The organism is Paraburkholderia sp. MM5482-R2 (assembly GCF_050436125.1).
Taxonomy (GTDB): Bacteria; Pseudomonadota; Gammaproteobacteria; order Burkholderiales; family Burkholderiaceae; genus Paraburkholderia; species Paraburkholderia tuberum.
In genome coordinates this window covers 1,275,359-1,293,243 of the sequence record NZ_JBNDLP010000002.1, presented here as the reverse complement: position 1 = coordinate 1,293,243, position 17,885 = coordinate 1,275,359, and the positions used below count along the sequence as shown (strand labels likewise).

The following is a 17,885-nucleotide window of genomic DNA, read 5'->3' as shown; positions in this document are numbered from 1 at the left end:
GAGCCAGCCATGCTCGGCAACGATGCCGTCGGTATGAAACGCGACGACGCCCAGCGCGGCGAGCGCGCGCAACAGGCCATCAAGCCGGCCGCTGCGGAATATTCAGGCCGCGCACCACCGCCGGACGCTCGACGAACGCCGCCAGCACGCGCCGCACGTTCGGGAAGTCCTGAATGCCGACCAGTTCTCCCGCCTCATAGAAGCCGACCAGATTGCGCACCCACGGGAAGATCGCGATATCGGCGATCGAATACTGATCGCCCATCACCCATGTGCGTCCTTCCAGGCGCTGCTCCAGCACGCCGAGCAGCCGCTTCGATTCGGCGATGTAGCGATCGCGCGGACGCTTGTCCTCGTACTCCCTGCCGGCGAATTTGTGGAAGAAGCCGACCTGGCCGAACATCGGACCGATGCCGCCCATCTGGAACATCACCCACTGGATCGTCTCGTAGCGCCCGGCGGCGTCCCGGGGGATCAGCCGGCCGCTTTTGTCGGCGAGATAAATCAGGATCGCGCCCGATTCGAACAGCGGCAGCGGTTTGCCGTCGGGACCGTTCGGATCGAGGATCGCCGGAATCTTGTTGTTCGGGTTCAACGACAGAAACGCCGGCGTCATCTGATCGTTGGCATCGAAGCGCACCAGATGTGGCTCGTACGGCAAGCCGGTTTCCTCGAGCATGATCGAGATTTTTACGCCATTGGGCGTCGGCAGCGAATAGAGCTGAATCCGGTCCGGATGCTCGGCCGGCCATTTCTTCGTGATCGCGAAAGCGGATAAATCGGTCATGGGTTCGGGTCGCCCTATGGGACAGAAATTGCAAGACCGCCCAATATAAACCGACTCGCCACAACGCGTGCGAGGCCGCGTGAAGACCCTACAAACGTTGCGGCAACAGCGCCGTTCGCGATCGGCGGTTCACCACAAGTCCTTCGTCGCCGTACCCGCGCGCACGTTGAAGCCCTCGCGCCACAGCGCCGCGCCGACCGTCAGCAGCAGCGTCTTTTCGGTGCCGTCGAGCAGTTCCCACGCGGTCGCGAGCCACGTCGCGAAGTTCGCGCAGGTCGCTTCGAGATCGGGCGGCGCCTTGCCTTCCAAATACTGCCGTTCAAACATCGAAAGTATCTTTTCGGGTGTCATTGGCGCGACCTCCTGATGGGATTGCGCCAAGTCTAAAGGGCTCGCAGCGCGTGCGGAATGCCGATCATCGCGATCACGGGTTACTCCCAGGCCGGCCGCCGCGCCAACGTCAGCCGTGACCCAACTGGTGAAATCGGACGCGTCGTGTCCGACCTGCGCCGTACAAAAAACAAAGGCGCCGCGACGATCGCGACGCCTCCGCCGTTACGGCAACCTGCATCGAACGGGTTCAGTGACGACCGCGCTTTGCATCGTCCCTGGCGTCTTCCTTCGCATCGCCATAGGCCTTCTGCACCTTGCCGGCGCCCTGCTGCAGGTCGCCCTTGAGTTCCTTCGCAGGGTCCTTCGTGGCCTTGCCGACGGCCTCGTTGACCTTGCCCTTGACCTGCTCGCCAACGCCCTTCACTTGATCCTTGTTCATGCTCGGCTCCCATATGCGTAGTCGACGGAAATGCCGGCGCGGTATCGCGCCGGTGTGTGGGAAGCAGCAACGGCTGTTCCCGGGAGCTGCTGCGCGCGCCGGGCCGCGACACCGACGAACGCCGACGCGCGATCGGGCAAATTTTTTATCAAAAGGCCTAAAGTCTCGCCGCGCACCGCCGTAAATGCGCTCAGGGAGGAGTCATGGACCGCACGGAGACTACGATTTCGGGATCATCGCAAGCTGCGTTGATCGATCACGACATCGCGCACATCGCGCGGGTGATGCACGTATCGCTGCGCGGCGATTTCGGCGGTCCGATCCTGCCAGCCACCTATTGGCGCAAACGACTGACCGCGCTGGTCGACAGCGGCCAGCTTTCTACCGCCCAATTGGACAAAGTCGATAGCCTGCTGCTGCAACTCGATCGGCTGGCCTCGACGCCGCTGCCCGAATGGGAACGCTTCGCGCCCGCGCCGACCTCGCGATTCGAGCCGGCTGGCCCGGTGAAGAAGGTGAAGTCGGCCTGACCGCATCCGCATCCGCCCCACCCGCTGCACCCGCACGCGTGGCGCCAAGCCGGCCCGCGGCTCGTCTTGCGCGCCGCAAAAAAAGCGGCCGGGCACGAGGTCGCGGCCGCCAACACACGTCGCAACGCCGGAAACCAGCGTCACGGGACAAGCGTCTATCCGCATTCGTCACCGGCATGTTTCGCCGCAGACAAACGCAGCGGCGCGACGTATCGCGAAAAATTCCTGATCAATCGGCGCCGACAATAGGGAAAGGGGACGACCTTAGGTCATAATGTCCGCAAAAATTCCCAGCAAGGACGCCACGTGACCCTCGCCGCCCCGTTCGACCTGCTCAAGCAGGCGCGCGCCCGTTTCACCCAACGCGAAATCGCAGCCCATGTCGGCAAGGACATCAAGACGGTGCGTCGCTGGGAAAAAGGTGAAACGGCTTGTCCCGCGATGCTGGAACCCGCGTTGCGCGATCTGCTGCGGCAAGGCGCGCGTGAGGCGCAACACGCGGCCGACGCGGCGCGCTTCCGCTTCATCGATCTGTTCGCGGGTATCGGCGGCATTCGCATGGGCTTCGAGGCGCACGGCGGCGAATGCGTGTTCACCAGCGAGTGGAACGAGTTCTCGACGCGGACTTATCGCGAGAACCACGGCGACAACTCCGCGAGCGGCGGCGCGCACGCGCTGATCGGCGACATCGTCACGTTTCCCGCCGAGGACGTGCCGAGCCACGACGTGCTGCTCGGCGGCTTTCCGTGCCAGCCGTTTTCGATCGCCGGCGTCAGCAAGAAAAACGCGCTTGGCCGGCCGCACGGCTTCGAATGCACGACCCAGGGCACGCTGTTTTTCGACGTCGCGCGCATCATCGCCGCGAAGCGCCCCGCCGCGTTCCTGCTCGAAAACGTAAAGAACCTGCTGTCGCACGACAAGGGCCGCACCTTCGACGTGATCCTGCAAACGCTGCGCGACGAGCTCGGCTACGAGGTGCACTACCGCGTGATCGATGGCCAGCATTTCACGCCTCAGCATCGCGAGCGCATCATCGTGGTGGGCTTTCGCGGCAAGACCGGGTTCACATGGGACGACCTGCGCCTGCCCGAACAGGGTCCGCGGCTCGGCGCGATCCTGCATCGCACGGACGGCACGGAACCGGTGCTGCCGTGGGACCATGACCGCTTCTTCGACCACACCGCGCGCCGCGTGCAGCCGAAGTACACGCTCACCCCGAAGCTGTGGGCGTATCTGCAAAACTACGCGGCCAAGCATCGTGCGGCGGGCAACGGCTTCGGTTTCGGCATGGCCTATCCGGACAGCGTGACGCGCACGCTGTCGGCGCGCTATCACAAGGACGGCTCCGAAATTCTCGTCTATCAGGGCGAGGCGCTGCGCCCGCGTCGCCTGACGCCGCGCGAATGCGCGCGACTGATGGGCTTTCCCGACACCTTCAGGATTCCGGTCAGCGATACGCAGGCCTACCGGCAGTTCGGCAATAGCGTCGTGATGCCGGTGATGCGCGAAGTGGCGCGTATCATGCTGCCGCATGTGCAAACCCTGCTTGCCCACCCGAGCCGCGATGCGTCGAAACACTCCCTGCCGCTCTACGCGTGAGCGGCCGCGCGACCCGTTGGCCCGCTGACGATGGTCGATATCGTCGATAGCGCGACGCGCAGCCGGATGATGTCCGGCATTCGCGGCCGCAACACCAAGCCGGAGATCCTGATCCGCAGCCTGCTGCATCGGCGGGGCCTGCGCTTCCGGCTCGACGCGCGCGATCTGCCCGGCCGCCCCGACATCGTGCTGCCGCGCTATCGCGCGGTGGTGCTCGTGCATGGCTGCTTCTGGCATGGCCACGACTGTCATCTGTTCAAATGGCCCCAGACGCGGCCCGACTTCTGGCGCGACAAGATCGGCCGCAATCGCAGCAACGACGACAAGGTGCGCGCCGCGCTGCTCGCGAGCGGCTGGCGCGTCGCGATCGTGTGGGAATGCGCTTTGCGGGGCGCGAATCGCGATATCGCGGGCGTGATCGAGCGGCTCGTCGCGTGGATCGGAAGCGACGCGCCGGAGTTGGAGGAACGCGGCTGAAAACCGCGCGCGACCTGCCCGGCTCGCGCGAGTCTCGCGGCCGCTGGTGCTACACTCGAAAAGCTCACCCGGCGCGCTTTCGAGATGCCTTCGAGGCACGCTTCGGCGGCGTTTTCCGGGTGCTTCCAGGCGCTTTCGCGGCACGTCCTCACGCGCTTCGGCATGCCACGAGATGCGCCTCGCCCGCCGCGACATCGCGAACTCCGACGATCCCAGAACCAATCAACAAGGGAGGCACATCATGGCTGACTTCCGTCTCTGGTCCGACGATTTTCCCACCAACGGCTTCATGCCGAGAGCCCACGAGTACAACGACAAGGCGTTCGGCGGCGACGGCGAAAACATCTCGCCGTCGCTGCAATGGGAAGCGCCGCCCGCGGACACGCAAAGCTTCGCGCTCACCGTTCACGATCCCGACGCGCCGACCGGCAGCGGCTTCTGGCATTGGGTCGTCGTGAACATTCCGGCCGACGCGCGCTCGCTGCCGCGCAACGCCGGCAAGGCCGACGGCTCGCTGCTGCCGCAGGGCGCGATGCAGGTGCGCAACGACTATGGGACGGTCGGCTTCGGCGGCGCCGCGCCGCCGCGCGGCGATCGCACGCATCGCTATATCTTCCGGCTGCATGCGCTGAAAGTGCCGCATCTGCCGGTCAGCGCGGAAACCACCAACGCGGTCGCGCGCTTCATGACGCACCTGAACGAAATCGATTCGACGACCCACACGGGCCTTTACGAACTCAAATAACGGACGCGCGGCGCCGGCGCCCGGTAACGCCGGCGCCGCGCCGACCGATACGCCCCGCAGCGGCCAGCGCGTGAGCCGCGCACAGGCGCGCCAACATCTCCGACAAATCAAACAATCGATGCACGCACCCTCCCCGCGCACGGACGGCTCGACGTCCTCCACTTCCCGCTTCGAAGGCAAGGAACTGGGCCTACCGGTCCCACAACGCTACTGGGCGATGCTCGTCATCGCGCTCTCGCTGACGCTCGCGGTGCTCGACAGCGCGATCGCCAACGTCGCGCTGCCGACGATCGCGCGCAACCTCAATGCGAGCGCCGCCGCGTCGATCTGGGTCGTCAACGCGTATCAGCTCGCGATCACGATCTCGCTGCTGCCGCTCGCGTCGCTCGGCGACCGCATCGGCTACCGGCGCATTTATCTGTCGGGCCTGATCCTGTTCACGATCGCGTCGTTCGGTTGCGCGCTGTCGAACTCGCTGGCGACGCTCGCGCTCGCGCGAGTGATCCAGGGCTTCGGCGCGGCCGGCATCATGAGCGTGAACACCGCGATCGTGCGCATGATCTATCCGCCCAACCAGCTCGGGCGCGGCGTCTCGATCAACGCGATGGTGGTGGCGGTGTCGTCGGCGGTCGGGCCGACGGTCGCCTCGGGCGTGCTCGCGATCGCGAGCTGGCCGTGGCTGTTCGCGATCAACGTGCCGATCGGGATCGCGGCGATCGTCGGCGGCTTCAAGGCGCTGCCGATGAACCCCGGCCACGAATCCCCGTACGACTATCTGAGCGCGGTGATGAACGCGTTCGTGTTCGGCCTGCTGATTTTCGCGGTCGATGGCCTCGGCCACGGCGAGCGTTTCGGCTACGTGACGCTCGAGGCGCTCGGAGCGCTGGTCATCGGCTACTTCTTCGTGCGTCGCCAGCTGACGCGGCCCGCCCCGCTGCTGCCGATCGACCTGCTGCGTATTCCGGTGTTCGCGCTGTCGATCGGCACGTCGGTCTGCTCGTTCTGCGCGCAGATGCTCGCGTTCGTGTCGCTGCCGTTCCTGCTGCAGGAAACGTTCGGCATGTCGCAGGTCGAAACGGGTCTTTTGATGACGCCGTGGCCTGCGATCATCATCATCGCGGCGCCCATTGCCGGCGTGCTGTCGGACAGGATATCGGCCGGCTGGCTCGGCGGCGTCGGGCTCGCCGCGATGACCGTCGGCCTGCTGCTGCTCGCGACGCTCGGGCCTCACCCGGACGCGCTGCAGATTTCGTGGCGCATGGCGCTGTGCGGCGCGGGCTTCGGCATCTTCCAGTCGCCGAACAATCGCACGATGCTGTCGTCCGCGCCGCGCGAACGCAGCGGCGGCGCGAGCGGCATGCTCGGCACTGCGCGCCTGACCGGGCAAACGCTCGGCGCGGCGCTGGTCGCGCTGATCTTCGGCGTCGCGCCGCAGAGCGGGACGATCATCGCGCTGTACGTGGCCGCGGGGTTCTCGGCGGTCGCGGCGGTCGTCAGCACGATGCGGGTCATGCAGAAGGCGGCGCAGCCGGCCTGAGGGCTGTGGCCGTTATGCGTGCAAGACATGCACGATAAAAAGGCGCGCATCGCACGAGGCGATGCACGCCTTTTTGCTTTGATCTTCCCTGTCACTCCATGCACGACGTGAGCGGCACACACGCGCCGCCCGCCCGCGCGGGCCGCGCCTGTCGGCTCAGGGCGATGCCGTCACGTCAGCGAGCTTTACCGCTTTGGCCGTCACCGAAGACGCGGTCGCGACGTGGCGCAGATCATCGAGCAACGTATCGCGCCACACCGACAGGTTGCTCTCGCGCATCGGCTCCATCATGTCCGCATGACGCGCCTGACGTTCGGCGAGCGGCATCGCTAATGCGCGCTCGAGCGCTTCAGCCATCTGCGACAGATCGAACGGATTGACGACGAGCGCGCCCGGCAACTGCTCGGCCGCGCCCGCGAATTGCGACAGCACGAGTACGCCCGGATCGGCCGGATCCTGCGACGCGACGTACTCCTTGGCCACCAGATTCATGCCGTCGCGCAACGGCGTCACATAGCCGACCTGCGACTGGCGGAAGAGCGCCATCAGCAGATTGCGCTCGTACTTGCGGTTCAGATACTGGATCGGCGTCCAGTCGAGTTGCGCGAACCGGCCGTTGATGCGGCCCGCCTCGCCTTCGAGCGTTTGCCGGATGCGCTGATAGGTCTGCACGTCGGCGCGGGTCGGCGGCGCGATCTGCACGAGCGACACGCGGCCGTGCCAGCCGGGCGCGTTCTGCAATAGCCGCTCGAATGCCTGGAAGCGCTCGACCAGCCCCTTCGAATAATCGAGCCGGTCGACGCTCATGATCAGCTTGCGCCCGCGCATGCCGTCGCGCAGGCTGCGCACCGCCTTGCGGTCGGTGAACTGCTCAGCGGTCTTCGCGATCGCGTCGGGATAGATGCCGATCGGGTACGCGCCGACCTTCAGGAAGCGGTTGTACGCGTGCACCATGCCGTCTTCGCTCGACGTGCCATGGTGACCGCGCTCGATATAGTCGACGAACGACTGGCGATCCGCCTCGGTCTGAAAGCCGATCACGTCGTAGCTGCACATCGCTTTGACGAGTTCTTCATGCGGCGGAATCGTGCGCAACACTTCGGGCACCGGAAACGGAATGTGCAGGAAGAAGCCGATCGGGTTCTTCACGCCGAGCTCACGCAGGCAGCGCGCGAACGGCAGCAGATGGTAGTCGTGCACCCAGATGATGTCGCTGGGCTTGAGCAGTTCCTTGAGCTGCTTGGCGAGCGTCGCGTTGACGCGCTGGTAGCCCGCGTAGTCCTCGCGGTCGTAGCGGGACAGGTCGTTGCGATAGTGGAAGGTCGGCCACAACGTGGTGTTCGAAAAACCGCGGTAGTACTCGTCGTAATCGCGCTTGGTGAGGCCCACAGTCGCGTAGGTGACGTTGCCCTGCTTCTCGATCACGGGCGCGGATGGCTCGCTGACCGTTTCGCCGCTCCAGCCGAACCAGACGCCGCCGGTCTCCTTCAGTGCGTCCAGCACGCCGATCGCGAGCCCGCCCGCCGCCGGACGCGCTTCCTGAATCGGTGCGACACGATTCGATACCACGATCAATCTGCTCATTAGTGCTCCATTGTTTCGTTGTATGCGGAATTGCGCCAAAACGGTGCACGCAATCATCGTGCCGATATATGAGATATCGGAAATAAAGTTGTATGAAAATGTGACAAACGAGCAAATCCCCGCAATAATCACGGATGGCGAAGAAAATTTTTCTGTTAAATCCGACGAATGCGGAGGTCTTTCTTACCGGTATCCCGGTCGCCGGGAGACCCCGCCCGGGTGCTACGCTGCCTCAGGCATCCTGCTCCGAGCCCAGATCGCGCTGGTATTCGAGGCCTTCCTGACGCACCCCGCCCTGGTTGTGCTCACCGTCCGGCGGCGTATGCGGGGCGATCCGATTCTGCGCGGCCGGGTCCGGCGACACCACCGGCTCAGTCTCGACCTCGGCCGGCCGTGGCCCGCGCCTGGAGTGCCGCGCGGAACGTCGCAATGCGGGGTGTCTCATGATCGTGCCTCCGGGGGAAGCCTGCCGCTTGTCGCGGCATCCCTACAGTCTAGGGGGCGAAACCGTAAACTGCCGGTAAAACATGCGCCGGCTTTGTAACAAATACAGCAATGTTCTGCACCGACCCAGGGCATGGCGCCTTGCAGTGCGGGATGTGGTTCCATGGAGTGCGCGACAGGGCGCCGACATCGACGGTCGTATCAACATTGCCGCGGGTCTGCGACGGACGGTCGGCGGCCTGAGGCGTTTGCGTCGGCTGCGGCGGCGGATCGCCGATCGGCGGCGTGACCGGTTCGACGGGTTCGATCGGATCGGGTGTCGGGCCGGGGATCGTGTCGGGTTCGGCCGGGTCCGGCGGCGCGATGGGAGGTGCAGTGGGCGGCTCGACCGGTTCGGGCCGATGAGCGTGCAACCGCCTGGACGGCGCGGAAACGGCGGCGTAATGCGGCAGGTGCGGCATGTCGGTGACCTCGTTTTGCGTTCCACCGGAGCGCAGCAAGGCTTGTGCCGTTCGGGTGCCCGCCCGGAAGCCCGGACGGGCGGATACTGGGGACGCGGATGACGTGCGAACGAGGCGCGGATCAGGCGTCCGCGCCGCCGAGTGCGCGTGATTCGTCGGTGGGATCGCCGTCGTCGCGCGCATCGTTGCCGTACTCGACGAGCCGGTTGTAAAGCGTCTTCAGGCTGATGCCGAGAATTTCCGCGGCGCGCGTCTTGACGCCGCCGCATTGCTCGAGCGTCGCAAGAATCAGCTGACGGTCGGCTTCCGCGAGCGAGGTGCCGAACGGGATCGTGATCGCGGTGCCGGCCGCGGGCTTCGACAGCGTGATTTGCAACGGCACCGTCGCCGTGCTATCCGAATCCCCGCTCGACATGATGTGCGCGCGCTGCACGTAGTTCTTCAGCTCGCGCACATTGCCCGGCCACGGATATGACAGCAGCATGTCCTTCACCGCGACAGGGAAATGCTTCTTCGTGCCGTGACGCTCGTTGAGCTCATCGAGGAACGATTGCGCGAGCAGCTCGACGTCCTTGCCGCGATCGCGCAGCGGCGGCAGGCTGATCGGAAACACGTTCAGCCGGTGGTACAGATCGAGCCGCAGCTTGCCTTCGAGCACCGCCTGCTCGGGATCGCGATTGGTGGCCGCGATCAGACGCACGTCGGTTTCGATTTCCTTGGTCGTGCCGACGCGCATAAACATGCCGGTCTCGAGCACGCGCAGCAGCTTTACCTGCAGCTCGATCGGCATCTCGGTGATTTCGTCGAGGAACAGCGTGCCGCCGTTCGCGCGCTCGAAATAGCCCTTGTGCTGCCGGTCCGCGCCGGTGAACGAACCGCGCTCGTGGCCGAACATTTCCGATTCGATCAGATTCGGCGAAATCGCGCCGCAGTTGACCGCGAGGAACGCGTGCTTGCGGCGCAGGCTCAGCTCGTGCAGCGTCTGCGCGGCAACCTCCTTGCCGGTGCCCGATTCGCCGACGAGCATCACCGAGGCCGCCGTCGGCGCGACGCGGCTGATCTGGTCGTAGACCTCCTGCATCGCCGGCGAATTGCCGAGCATCAGACCGAAGCGGCCCATGCGGCGCAACTCGCCGCGCAGCGTACCGATTTCGGCCTTCAGGTCGCCGGCGCGCGGCAGGCGCGACAGGATCGACTTCACGCGCTGCATGTTGATCGGCTTCACGAGGTAGTCGGCCGCGCCCATTTTCAGTGCGCTGACCGCCGACTCGACCGTCGCGTGGCCGGTGATCACGATCACTTCGACGCCGGAGCGCGGATCGAGATCTTCGAACAGATCGACCCCGCTGCCGTCGGGCAGCTTCAGGTCGGTGAAAACGACGTCCGGCATCTGCCGGATCAGTTGAATACGCGCTTCGCGCAGATCGCCCGCGGTGGCGGTGGTCAGCCCGTCTTCCCCGATGACGGCGGAAAGTGCCTCGCGGGTACCTGCGTCGTCATCGACAATGAGTACATGTGGCATCGCGTTTCGAAAGCCTGCAAGCGTGGGTCAGAAAATATGCGGAACATGCCAATGGGCATGCGGCTGGGTCCGGTCGGCTGCATGACGCGGGCTCGACTGCGTCCCGTTCCGCCGACCATTTGATGAAAAATTGCAACAATAACGGCCAAATTCGCGCCAACTTCCGCGTCATTGTTGTCTATTTACCTATTATACGGCTTTACAAGATTCATTTAACAATCCCGTTCCAGGCGCCGGCCGCAGGCCGCGTTGCATTCGAGCGAACCGCGTCAGCCGCGCGGAAACGGCCATGCGCGGGGTTCGCCGTTGACCTGCCCCGAGCCGTTGGCGCTGTGCGAGGCGGGCGCCAGCTCGGTCGACAAAGTCGCCGGCGCCGCTACCGCGCCGCCCTCGTTTTCCCAGCGGCTCAGCTCGCGCGCCGGTGAGACCTGGCCCGTGCGCTTGTGTTGCACGTAGCGAACCGCCAGGAAGCCGCCGATTGCCATCAATGCGCCAAAAAAACCAATTGTGGGTCGTGTCATCATGAACTCCTTGGATCGTGATGCGGATGAATGCAGCCGTGCCAAGCGTGCGCCGCGCCTTCCGGCGAGCCGATGCGAGCGCCGCTCGCTGCGCCGCGTCTAACGCGCGACCAGCACGCCGAGCAGAAAACCGGTGCCCGCCGCGAGCGCGAGCGAGCGCCACGGGTTATGGCGCACATAGTGCTCGGCGCTGACCGCCGCCCCGCGATATCGGCGATGCACGTTGCGTTGCGCATCGCCGAGCGTCGATTGCAACGTTTCCACGTGCGTGCCGAGCCGGTCGCGCAAGGCGCCGACGCCTTCGCCCGGCACGTTGGCGGCGAGCCGCAGCATTTCCTCCGAGTCCCTCAGCAGCACCCGAAGATCCTCGACGATCTTCTGTCCGCCGAGTGCAAGTTGTTGTGTGGTGTCAGTCATCGTTTACTCCTCGTCTGATTCGGCGTTCGTGCGTTGCCGCGGAATCGGTGCGTCGACCGGTGCAACAGTTCGGGCTTCGGGCGCACGATGCGGGTTGCCGGTTTGCGCTGGCCGGCGGCGCTGCGACGTAGCCGTCAAACCTCGCACGACTCGATCAAACGGTCAATGATGCAATGCATGTGCCCGGTATATTTACCGCTCCAGCGCGCTGATAAAGCCAATTTCGCGCACTTTCGACCGATCGCGCGCACGGCTATTTCAGCGGCTGCCAGTTCGATTGCCGGAATCAGTGTCGAAGTGGTTAAATCGTCTTTTATGAGATAGTGGCTGTACGGTCTATCGCATTCAAGGCCTGCGCGCCGCAACACGAACTCCATTTGCACAGGACTTCCCTTTTTATGGCGTCAATCGATCTGGACTCGCGCACCGTGTCCGCCGGTGGCAATGCTTCGCCACAAGCGAAGCAGCGCGTCGCGGACGCCGTCGCGGGACTGAAATCGTACGGGCTGCTGTACGGCTCGTCGCCGGTAATGCTCGATCTGTACGAACAGATCGAACGCGTCGCGGATACCGACGCGACCGCGCTGATCATCGGCGAATCGGGCACCGGCAAGGAGCTGATCGCCCGCACCATCCACGAGCGCAGCGGCCGCAAGGACGGCGCGTTCGTCGCCGTGAACTGCGGCGCGATTCCCGATGAGCTGATCGAAGCCGAACTGTTCGGCCACGAAAAAGGCAGCTTCACCGGCGCGGTCCAGGGCCGCGTCGGCTACTTCGAACATGCGAACGGCGGCACGCTGTTTCTGGACGAAATCACCGAAATGGCGCCGGTGCGCCAGGTCAAGCTGCTGCGCGCGCTCGAAACCGGCACGTTCTATCGCGTCGGCGGCAACGAGTTGATCAGCGGCAACGTGCGCGTGATCGCCGCGACCAATCGCGACCCCGCCGTAGCCGTCAAGGAAAACGGCTTGCGCGAGGATCTGATGTACCGGCTCGCGGTGTTTCCGCTGCGCGCGCCGCCGCTGCGCGAGCGCGAAAACGATCGCGAGCTGCTCGCGCAACATTTCCTCGCGCAATTGAATCAGCAGGAAGGCACCAACAAGAGCTTCAGCAAACGCTCGATCGAAACGCTGCGTTCATGGTCGTGGCCGGGCAACGTGCGCGAGTTGAAGAACGCCGTCTATCGCGCGTTCATTCTCGCGGAAAAGACGGTTGAATTGCCGCATCCGCATCTTGCGTCGCGAGTCAAGAAAGCGGTCACTCAAGGCGACACGATGAGCGTGTGGATCGGCACGCCGCTCGCCGACGCGCAGAAGCAGATCATTCTCGGCACCCTCAAGTACTGCGGCGGCGACAAGCGACGCGCGGCCAAAGCGCTCGGCGTGAGCCTCAAAACGCTGTACAACCGGCTGAGCGCATACGGCGACGAAAGCGGGGAAGACGAAGCCGACTCATAGGCACGGTGCAACGCGAGCCGTCCGCCGATGGCGGCGGCCAGCTGTTGCGCTGTTCGTCATGATCCTTTCGCCGCGCGTTTCGCGGCACCGAATTCACCTGCTCTACGTCTCACGCCGACGGCAAATTCACCTGATGTCCTCAATACCTGGCACAGCCAGGTAAGCCCGCCCATGCGACAGAAAACATCGCAGCGCACGATGTTTTGCAATTTCTTGCATTTTTTCGCTGCCAATTACAAAACGCATCCTGCACAATGCGGCTGCATAATGAACGACGTGTCCTTCGTTTACACGCGCGAAGCGTGAACGCAGGCACCTGTACGGGCAGGGACGGGAGAAATGCAAAAGAACATGGTGTGGGCTGTCAACGCGAAGTCCGTTGTCGCTGGCAAACGCCCCCACGTAACGGCGCTGATCGCGCTGGCGCTGGCGGTTTCGTCGGCATTGAGCGGCTGCAGTTCGTTGTACACGGAAGGCGCGGTCGCTGGCGCCGGTGTCGCGGGCGCCGCGGTCGCCAACAAGGTCACCAGCAATGCGGCGGTCGCGACCGGTATCGGTCTTGGCGCGGTCGCCGCCGCGCGCGCCGGTGTGCAGTACTCGGAGCGCGTAGTTCACACGAATACGCAGAACAGCATCGCGCAGGCGGCCGGTCCGCTCGAGGTCGGCGCGGTCGCCCCGTGGAGCATCACCCACTCTTTCCCGATCGAAGACGACGAACACGGCCGCGTGACCGTCAGCCGTCTGATCAGCACCGGCCAGCTCGACTGCAAGGAAATCGTCTTTTCCGTCGATCAAAACGCAACGCGCGACAAGCCCGCGAGCAGCGCGTTCTACATCGCATCGGTTTGCCGTGATGGTAAGGACTGGCGTTGGGCGTCCGCCGAACCCGCCACCGAGCGCTGGGGTGCGCTGCAATGAAATTGCGTTCGCTTGGCGTTCCGATGGGTGATCGGATGCGGCTCATCGCGGCCGGCGCGCTATGCGTCGGCGCGAGCCTGCTGGCGAGCGGCTGCGCGTCGATCGGCGCGGCGAGCGGCGCGGCGGCGGGTATCGCATCGGGCCTCGTGACCAGCAATCCGGCCGTCGCGCTCGGCGTCGGCGTGGCCGTGCAGGCCGCGACCGACGAAGCGGTCGCGCGCTACATGCGCAGCATGCACAAGGATCAGCAGGATCTGATGGCGGCGCTGGTCGGCACGATGCCGGTCGGCGAAACGAAACCGTGGTCGGTCAAGCACACCTTGCCGATCGAAAACGGCCATGGCGAGGTGCGCGTGACCCGCGCGTTCAGCTCGGCGCTCGCGCTGTGCAAGGATTTCGTGTTCTCGGTGCAGGACGGCGACGGCCCGAATGCGCCCGAGAGGTGGTTCACGGCGAGCGCGTGCCAGCAGGACAAGGGTTGGAAGTGGGCGACGGCCGAGCCGGCAGTTGCACGCTGGGGCAATCTGCAATAAAAAAGCGGCGAGATTTTCCTCGCCGCTTTTTTGTCTGAACCGCAGTCGTTTCCGCGGCAACCCAGGCTTAAGACTCCACGTCTTCCAGACTGAAGATTTCGGTCTGGTCGTTATACGAAAAGATCTCGCCGTAACGGCCCCAGTTGATGACCGCGTCGAGCGTCTCTTCCGCCGCGCTGTCCGACAGGAAGTCCTCGAGCTCCTGCTCGAAACGCACGCGCGGCGCGCGATGTCCGGGCCGCTCGTTCAACACCTTCTTGATCCGCGCCGCGAGCGGCACGTGCCGCAGCAGATGCTCGGCGAACATCATCTTCCGTTCCTGCGTGCCGAACTCGGAGAACACGCGCGCCGGCGGCGTCAGGAAAATGTCGCCCTCGCGCACGTCGGCGAAACCGAGGTGCTGCAGCACTTCGGCGATCGGGAACAGATCGTCGACCTCCAGATGCAGCGAGCGCGCGATTTCCGGCATGTCCGCGCGGCCGTGATACGGCGCGGCGGCGAGCGTTTCGATCAAACCGGCCATCAGGTTGGTCGACACGTGCGGCAGCCAGCTACCGAGCTCCAGCCCCTTCTTGGTCTTTTCGTCGGTCTGACGCGCGGTCATCTTCGCGTAGATCTCGTCGACGAGGCGGCGGAATGCCGGGTCCAGACGGTTGCGCGGATGCTTGAACGGCACCTTGATCTCGGCGATCACGCGGCCCGGGTTCGACGACAGCACCAGAATGCGGTCACACATGAACACCGCTTCCTCGATGTTGTGCGTCACGATCAGCACCGCCTTGATCGGCATGCGCCCCTGCGTCCACAGATCGAGCAGGTCGGTACGCAGCGTTTCGGCGGTCAGCACGTCGAGTGCGGAGAACGGCTCGTCCATCAGCAGCAGCGTCGGATCGACGACGAGCGCGCGCGCAAAGCCGACGCGCTGGCGCATGCCACCCGACAACTCGCGCGGATACGCGTTTTCGAAGCCGTCGAGGCCGATCAGGTCGATCGCGGCGAGCGCGCGCGTGCGCCGCTCCGACGCACCGACGCCTTGCGCCTCGAGACCCGCTTCCACGTTCTGCAGCACGGTCAGCCACGGAAACAGCGCGAAGGTCTGGAACACCATCGCGACACCCTTGGCCGGGCCTGCGAGCGGCTTGCCCATGTACGTGACTTCGCCGTCGGTCGGCTCGATCAGACCGGCGATGATGCGCAACAGCGTCGACTTGCCCGAGCCCGAACGGCCAAGCAAGCCGACGATCTCGCCCTCGCGCAGCGACAGATTCGCGTCGTCGAGGACGAGCAGTTCGCCCTGCGTCTTGTTGAAGCCGCGGCACACGTCCTTCACGCGCAGGATTTCCTCGCCGAGGCGCGGGGGCTTCGGCGGCGTCTGGATCGGCGCGGCGGTCATAGCAGCTTTAGGATTTTGCATCGCGTTAAGCCTTCATTTCTCAATCTAGACGGAGCTTGCCTTCGGCGTAGGCGTACATCGGACGCCACAGCAGACGGTTGAACAGGGTCACGAATAGGGACATCACGGCGATGCCCACGATGATCTTCGGATAGTCGCCCGCCGCGGTAGTCTGCGCGATATAGGCGCCGAGGCCATGCGCGGCGACCTTGGTATCGCCCCACTGCACGAACTCGGCAACGATGCTCGCGTTCCACGCGCCGCCCGACGCGGTGATCGCACCGGTCACGTAGTACGGAAAAATGCCCGGCAGCATCGCCTGACGCCACCACTGCCAGCCGCGAATGTGGAAATTCTTGGCCGCCTCGCGGTAGTCGTTCGGATACGAGCTTGCACCTGCAATCACGTTGAACAGGATATACCACTGCGTGCCGAGCACGATCAGCGGCGACAGCCAGATGTCCGGATTCAGGTGAAAGCGCACGATCGCGATCACGAACACCGGGAACAGCAAATTCGCCGGGAACGCCGCGAGGAACTGCGCGAGTGGCTGCATCTTTTCCGCGAGCGCGGGGCGCAGGCCAATCAGCACGCCGACGGGCACCCAGATCACGGAAGCGATCGCGATCAGCACGACCACACGCAGGAGCGTGATCAGGCCCAGCACCAACACGTGGCCGATCTCGTCGAGCGTCACGCCGGTCCGCACATACAGGAACACGCGGTACACCACATACACCGTGGCGAGCAGCACGATCGCCGCCCAGATGAAGTCGCCGAGCTTCGAGTTCTTCTCGCGCTGCGGGATGTGAAAGCGCGGCGCGCTGAACGCCGGCAGTTGGAAGCGCACCCGAGCCGCGCGCGCGAACATCCAGCCGAGCGGCACGAGCAACCGGTGAATCAGCCGCGTGCGGCGGATCAGGTCGAGCAGCCACGATTCCGGCGCATCGCCCGAACTCGTGAACTCCATGCGGAACTTGTCGGCCCACGCGACGAGCGGACGGAACAGCAACTGGTCGTAGGCGAGAATCACGACCGTCATCGCGAGGATGACCCAGCCGATCGCGTGCAGGTTCTTGTCGCTGATCGCCTGCGCCAGGTAGGCGCCGATGCCCGGCAGCGTAACCGTATGATTGCCGACCGTGATCGCTTCGGAAGCCACGACGAAGAACCAGCCGCCCGACATCGACATCATCATGTTCCAGATCAGGCCGGGCATCGAGAACGGCACTTCGAGTTTCCAGAAGCGCTGCCATGAAGTCAGATGAAAGCCGCGCGAGACTTCGTCGAGATCGCGCGGCACCGTGCGCAGCGACTGATAGAAGCTGAACGTCATGTTCCACGCCTGGCTCGTGAAGATCGCGAAGATCGCGGCGAGTTCGGCGCCGAGCACGCGGCCCGGGAACATCGCGAGGAAGAACGTCACCGTGAACGAGATGTAGCCGAGCACCGGCACCGACTGCAGGATGTCGAGAATCGGCACCAGCACGAGACCGGCGCGGCGGCTCTTGGCGGCCAGCGTCCCGTAGACCAGCGTGAAGATCAGCGACGCGACCATCGCCGCGAGCATGCGCAGCGTGGTGCGCATCGCGTACTCGGGCAGGTTGGCCGGATCGAGCGAGATCGCCTGCGTCTTTAGCGTCGACATCGGCGCGAGCGTCTCGTGAAAGCCGATCGACGCCATCGCAATCAGGCAGATGATCAGCGGGAACGCGACGAAGTCCCAGCGGTTGGGCAACACGCGCCATGCCGACGCATTGGCGGTGCGGTTCAGGTTGAAGCTGAAATCCATCAGATGCCCTCCCTCTTCAAACAGGCATTCGAACGCTCGAAGGAGGCCGCGGCTGCTCCGCGGCGGTCTATGGGTCGGTCCGGAAAGCGGAAATCAGGCATGGCAAAACGCGCGTGCGTGGTAAATCGTTAGCGTTGGAGACACATAGGCCGGCAATGGACAGATTCGTGAACGCGTCGCCCACGACCACAACCATCACGCCGAACTCCTGTCGCCGCGGGCGCCGCCCGAGGGCTGGCGGGCTTTCCTCGTTTTGGACGGCACGACACTACACCATCCTATGTTTCAGGCACAACCTTTCGCCGCAAATTGCGATAGGGCCTCGCGAGGCCGTGGCGTAAGGCTTCAGCAAGCCCCGGCACGCGTCGCCGCGCCGCACTGTACTCTGCTGCCCGG

18 protein-coding genes and 1 pseudogene are annotated in these 17,885 nt (G+C 64.7%); 8 read left to right on the top strand and 11 right to left on the bottom strand.

Annotation, left to right across the window (positions count from 1 at the left end):
* Positions 1 to 79: 79 nt before the first annotated feature.
* The 3 genes from OKW37_RS08850 to OKW37_RS08840 all read right to left on the bottom strand — a co-directional run bounded on the left by OKW37_RS08850 (position 80) and on the right by OKW37_RS08840 (position 1,559).
* Positions 80 to 787 (bottom strand): glutathione binding-like protein, encoded by a 708-nt coding sequence (locus OKW37_RS08850; RefSeq protein ID WP_429406948.1) that lies wholly within the window; start codon positions 785 to 787, stop codon positions 80 to 82.
* Positions 788 to 916: 129 nt separating this feature from the next.
* Positions 917 to 1,138 carry a hypothetical protein gene (locus OKW37_RS08845; RefSeq protein ID WP_090803585.1) on the bottom strand — a complete coding sequence of 74 codons (222 nt, stop codon included), beginning with the start codon at positions 1,136 to 1,138 and terminating at the stop codon, positions 917 to 919.
* Positions 1,139 to 1,367: 229 nt separating this feature from the next.
* A complete protein-coding gene (locus OKW37_RS08840; protein ID WP_090803583.1) occupies positions 1,368 to 1,559 on the bottom strand; it encodes a CsbD family protein in 192 nt (63 codons plus the stop codon).
* A 203-nt stretch (positions 1,560 to 1,762) separates the two neighbouring features.
* Here OKW37_RS08840 and OKW37_RS08835 point away from each other — a divergent pair, with 203 nt between their 5' ends.
* From OKW37_RS08835 to OKW37_RS08815, 5 genes are all read left to right on the top strand, one after another.
* Positions 1,763 to 2,089, top strand: a complete 327-nt coding sequence (locus tag OKW37_RS08835; RefSeq protein ID WP_184059513.1) for a hypothetical protein — start codon at positions 1,763 to 1,765, stop codon at positions 2,087 to 2,089.
* Between the two features lie 306 nt (positions 2,090 to 2,395).
* Positions 2,396 to 3,688: a DNA (cytosine-5-)-methyltransferase gene (gene dcm / locus OKW37_RS08830; protein WP_429406950.1), complete on the top strand. Its 1,293-nt coding sequence runs from the start codon at positions 2,396 to 2,398 to the stop codon at positions 3,686 to 3,688.
* Between the two features lie 30 nt (positions 3,689 to 3,718).
* Complete coding sequence (locus OKW37_RS08825; protein WP_429406952.1) at positions 3,719 to 4,165, top strand: very short patch repair endonuclease; 447 nt, start codon at positions 3,719 to 3,721, stop codon at positions 4,163 to 4,165.
* Between the two features lie 241 nt (positions 4,166 to 4,406).
* Complete coding sequence (locus OKW37_RS08820) at positions 4,407 to 4,910, top strand: YbhB/YbcL family Raf kinase inhibitor-like protein (RefSeq protein ID WP_018419796.1); 504 nt, start codon at positions 4,407 to 4,409, stop codon at positions 4,908 to 4,910.
* 118 nt (positions 4,911 to 5,028) lie between these two features.
* Positions 5,029 to 6,447, top strand: coding sequence for an MFS transporter (locus OKW37_RS08815; protein ID WP_429406955.1), 1,419 nt, complete (start codon positions 5,029 to 5,031; stop codon positions 6,445 to 6,447).
* Positions 6,448 to 6,603: 156 nt separating this feature from the next.
* On the opposite strand, the gene otsA is transcribed toward OKW37_RS08815, so the two are convergent.
* From otsA to OKW37_RS08785, 6 genes and pseudogenes are all read right to left on the bottom strand, one after another.
* Positions 6,604 to 8,031: an alpha,alpha-trehalose-phosphate synthase (UDP-forming) gene (otsA, locus tag OKW37_RS08810; protein ID WP_090803575.1), complete on the bottom strand. Its 1,428-nt coding sequence runs from the start codon at positions 8,029 to 8,031 to the stop codon at positions 6,604 to 6,606.
* A 232-nt stretch (positions 8,032 to 8,263) separates the two neighbouring features.
* The gene (locus OKW37_RS08805) at positions 8,264 to 8,476 is read right to left on the bottom strand and encodes a hypothetical protein (protein ID WP_429406957.1); all 213 of its coding nucleotides are present in this window, start codon (positions 8,474 to 8,476) and stop codon (positions 8,264 to 8,266) included.
* 200 nt (positions 8,477 to 8,676) lie between these two features.
* Positions 8,677 to 8,927: pseudogene (locus OKW37_RS08800) on the bottom strand (hypothetical protein).
* Between the two features lie 130 nt (positions 8,928 to 9,057).
* On the bottom strand, positions 9,058 to 10,458 hold the full coding sequence (locus OKW37_RS08795; RefSeq protein ID WP_184045722.1) for a sigma-54-dependent transcriptional regulator: 1,401 nt from the start codon (positions 10,456 to 10,458) through the stop codon (positions 9,058 to 9,060).
* 269 nt (positions 10,459 to 10,727) lie between these two features.
* Positions 10,728 to 10,979, bottom strand: a complete 252-nt coding sequence (locus tag OKW37_RS08790) for a hypothetical protein (RefSeq protein WP_018419790.1) — start codon at positions 10,977 to 10,979, stop codon at positions 10,728 to 10,730.
* Between the two features lie 99 nt (positions 10,980 to 11,078).
* On the bottom strand, positions 11,079 to 11,396 hold the full coding sequence (locus OKW37_RS08785) for a DUF883 family protein (RefSeq protein ID WP_184059523.1): 318 nt from the start codon (positions 11,394 to 11,396) through the stop codon (positions 11,079 to 11,081).
* Between the two features lie 398 nt (positions 11,397 to 11,794).
* On the opposite strand from OKW37_RS08785, the gene OKW37_RS08780 reads away from it, so the two are divergent.
* From OKW37_RS08780 to OKW37_RS08770, 3 genes are all read left to right on the top strand, one after another.
* Positions 11,795 to 12,853, top strand: coding sequence for a sigma-54 interaction domain-containing protein (locus tag OKW37_RS08780; protein ID WP_184059525.1), 1,059 nt, complete (start codon positions 11,795 to 11,797; stop codon positions 12,851 to 12,853).
* A 339-nt stretch (positions 12,854 to 13,192) separates the two neighbouring features.
* Positions 13,193 to 13,771 carry a hypothetical protein gene (locus tag OKW37_RS08775; RefSeq protein WP_184059527.1) on the top strand — a complete coding sequence of 193 codons (579 nt, stop codon included), beginning with the start codon at positions 13,193 to 13,195 and terminating at the stop codon, positions 13,769 to 13,771.
* The gene (locus tag OKW37_RS08770) at positions 13,768 to 14,304 is read left to right on the top strand and encodes a hypothetical protein (RefSeq protein WP_090803568.1); all 537 of its coding nucleotides are present in this window, start codon (positions 13,768 to 13,770) and stop codon (positions 14,302 to 14,304) included. Before OKW37_RS08775 ends, OKW37_RS08770 begins: the two co-directional genes overlap by 4 nt.
* A gap of 67 nt (positions 14,305 to 14,371) precedes the next feature.
* Here the strand turns inward: OKW37_RS08770 and OKW37_RS08765 are convergent, their stop codons facing one another.
* Both OKW37_RS08765 and OKW37_RS08760 read right to left on the bottom strand, forming a co-directional pair.
* The gene (locus tag OKW37_RS08765; protein WP_026225663.1) at positions 14,372 to 15,718 is read right to left on the bottom strand and encodes an AAA-associated domain-containing protein; all 1,347 of its coding nucleotides are present in this window, start codon (positions 15,716 to 15,718) and stop codon (positions 14,372 to 14,374) included.
* Between the two features lie 19 nt (positions 15,719 to 15,737).
* The gene (locus OKW37_RS08760) at positions 15,738 to 17,489 is read right to left on the bottom strand and encodes an ABC transporter permease (protein ID WP_184059529.1); all 1,752 of its coding nucleotides are present in this window, start codon (positions 17,487 to 17,489) and stop codon (positions 15,738 to 15,740) included.
* Positions 17,490 to 17,885 lie beyond the last annotated feature (396 nt).

What these genes read in the sequence shown, in the direction of transcription:
- OKW37_RS08850 (WP_429406948.1), bottom strand. Translation starts at nt 787, where the DNA reads ATGACCGATTTATCCGCTTTCGCGATCACGAAGAAATGGCCGGCCGAG.
- OKW37_RS08845 (WP_090803585.1), bottom strand. Translation starts at nt 1,138, where the DNA reads ATGACACCCGAAAAGATACTTTCGATGTTTGAACGGCAGTATTTGGAA.
- OKW37_RS08840 (WP_090803583.1), bottom strand. Translation starts at nt 1,559, where the DNA reads ATGAACAAGGATCAAGTGAAGGGCGTTGGCGAGCAGGTCAAGGGCAAG.
- OKW37_RS08835 (WP_184059513.1), top strand. Translation starts at nt 1,763, where the DNA reads ATGGACCGCACGGAGACTACGATTTCGGGATCATCGCAAGCTGCGTTG.
- OKW37_RS08825 (WP_429406952.1), top strand. Translation starts at nt 3,719, where the DNA reads ATGGTCGATATCGTCGATAGCGCGACGCGCAGCCGGATGATGTCCGGC.
- OKW37_RS08820 (WP_018419796.1), top strand. Translation starts at nt 4,407, where the DNA reads ATGGCTGACTTCCGTCTCTGGTCCGACGATTTTCCCACCAACGGCTTC.
- OKW37_RS08815 (WP_429406955.1), top strand. Translation starts at nt 5,029, where the DNA reads ATGCACGCACCCTCCCCGCGCACGGACGGCTCGACGTCCTCCACTTCC.
- otsA (WP_090803575.1), bottom strand. Translation starts at nt 8,031, where the DNA reads ATGAGCAGATTGATCGTGGTATCGAATCGTGTCGCACCGATTCAGGAA.
- OKW37_RS08805 (WP_429406957.1), bottom strand. Translation starts at nt 8,476, where the DNA reads ATGAGACACCCCGCATTGCGACGTTCCGCGCGGCACTCCAGGCGCGGG.
- OKW37_RS08795 (WP_184045722.1), bottom strand. Translation starts at nt 10,458, where the DNA reads ATGCCACATGTACTCATTGTCGATGACGACGCAGGTACCCGCGAGGCA.
- OKW37_RS08790 (WP_018419790.1), bottom strand. Translation starts at nt 10,979, where the DNA reads ATGACACGACCCACAATTGGTTTTTTTGGCGCATTGATGGCAATCGGC.
- OKW37_RS08785 (WP_184059523.1), bottom strand. Translation starts at nt 11,396, where the DNA reads ATGACTGACACCACACAACAACTTGCACTCGGCGGACAGAAGATCGTC.
- OKW37_RS08780 (WP_184059525.1), top strand. Translation starts at nt 11,795, where the DNA reads ATGGCGTCAATCGATCTGGACTCGCGCACCGTGTCCGCCGGTGGCAAT.
- OKW37_RS08775 (WP_184059527.1), top strand. Translation starts at nt 13,193, where the DNA reads ATGCAAAAGAACATGGTGTGGGCTGTCAACGCGAAGTCCGTTGTCGCT.
- OKW37_RS08770 (WP_090803568.1), top strand. Translation starts at nt 13,768, where the DNA reads ATGAAATTGCGTTCGCTTGGCGTTCCGATGGGTGATCGGATGCGGCTC.
- OKW37_RS08765 (WP_026225663.1), bottom strand. Translation starts at nt 15,718, where the DNA reads ATGCAAAATCCTAAAGCTGCTATGACCGCCGCGCCGATCCAGACGCCG.
- OKW37_RS08760 (WP_184059529.1), bottom strand. Translation starts at nt 17,489, where the DNA reads ATGGATTTCAGCTTCAACCTGAACCGCACCGCCAATGCGTCGGCATGG.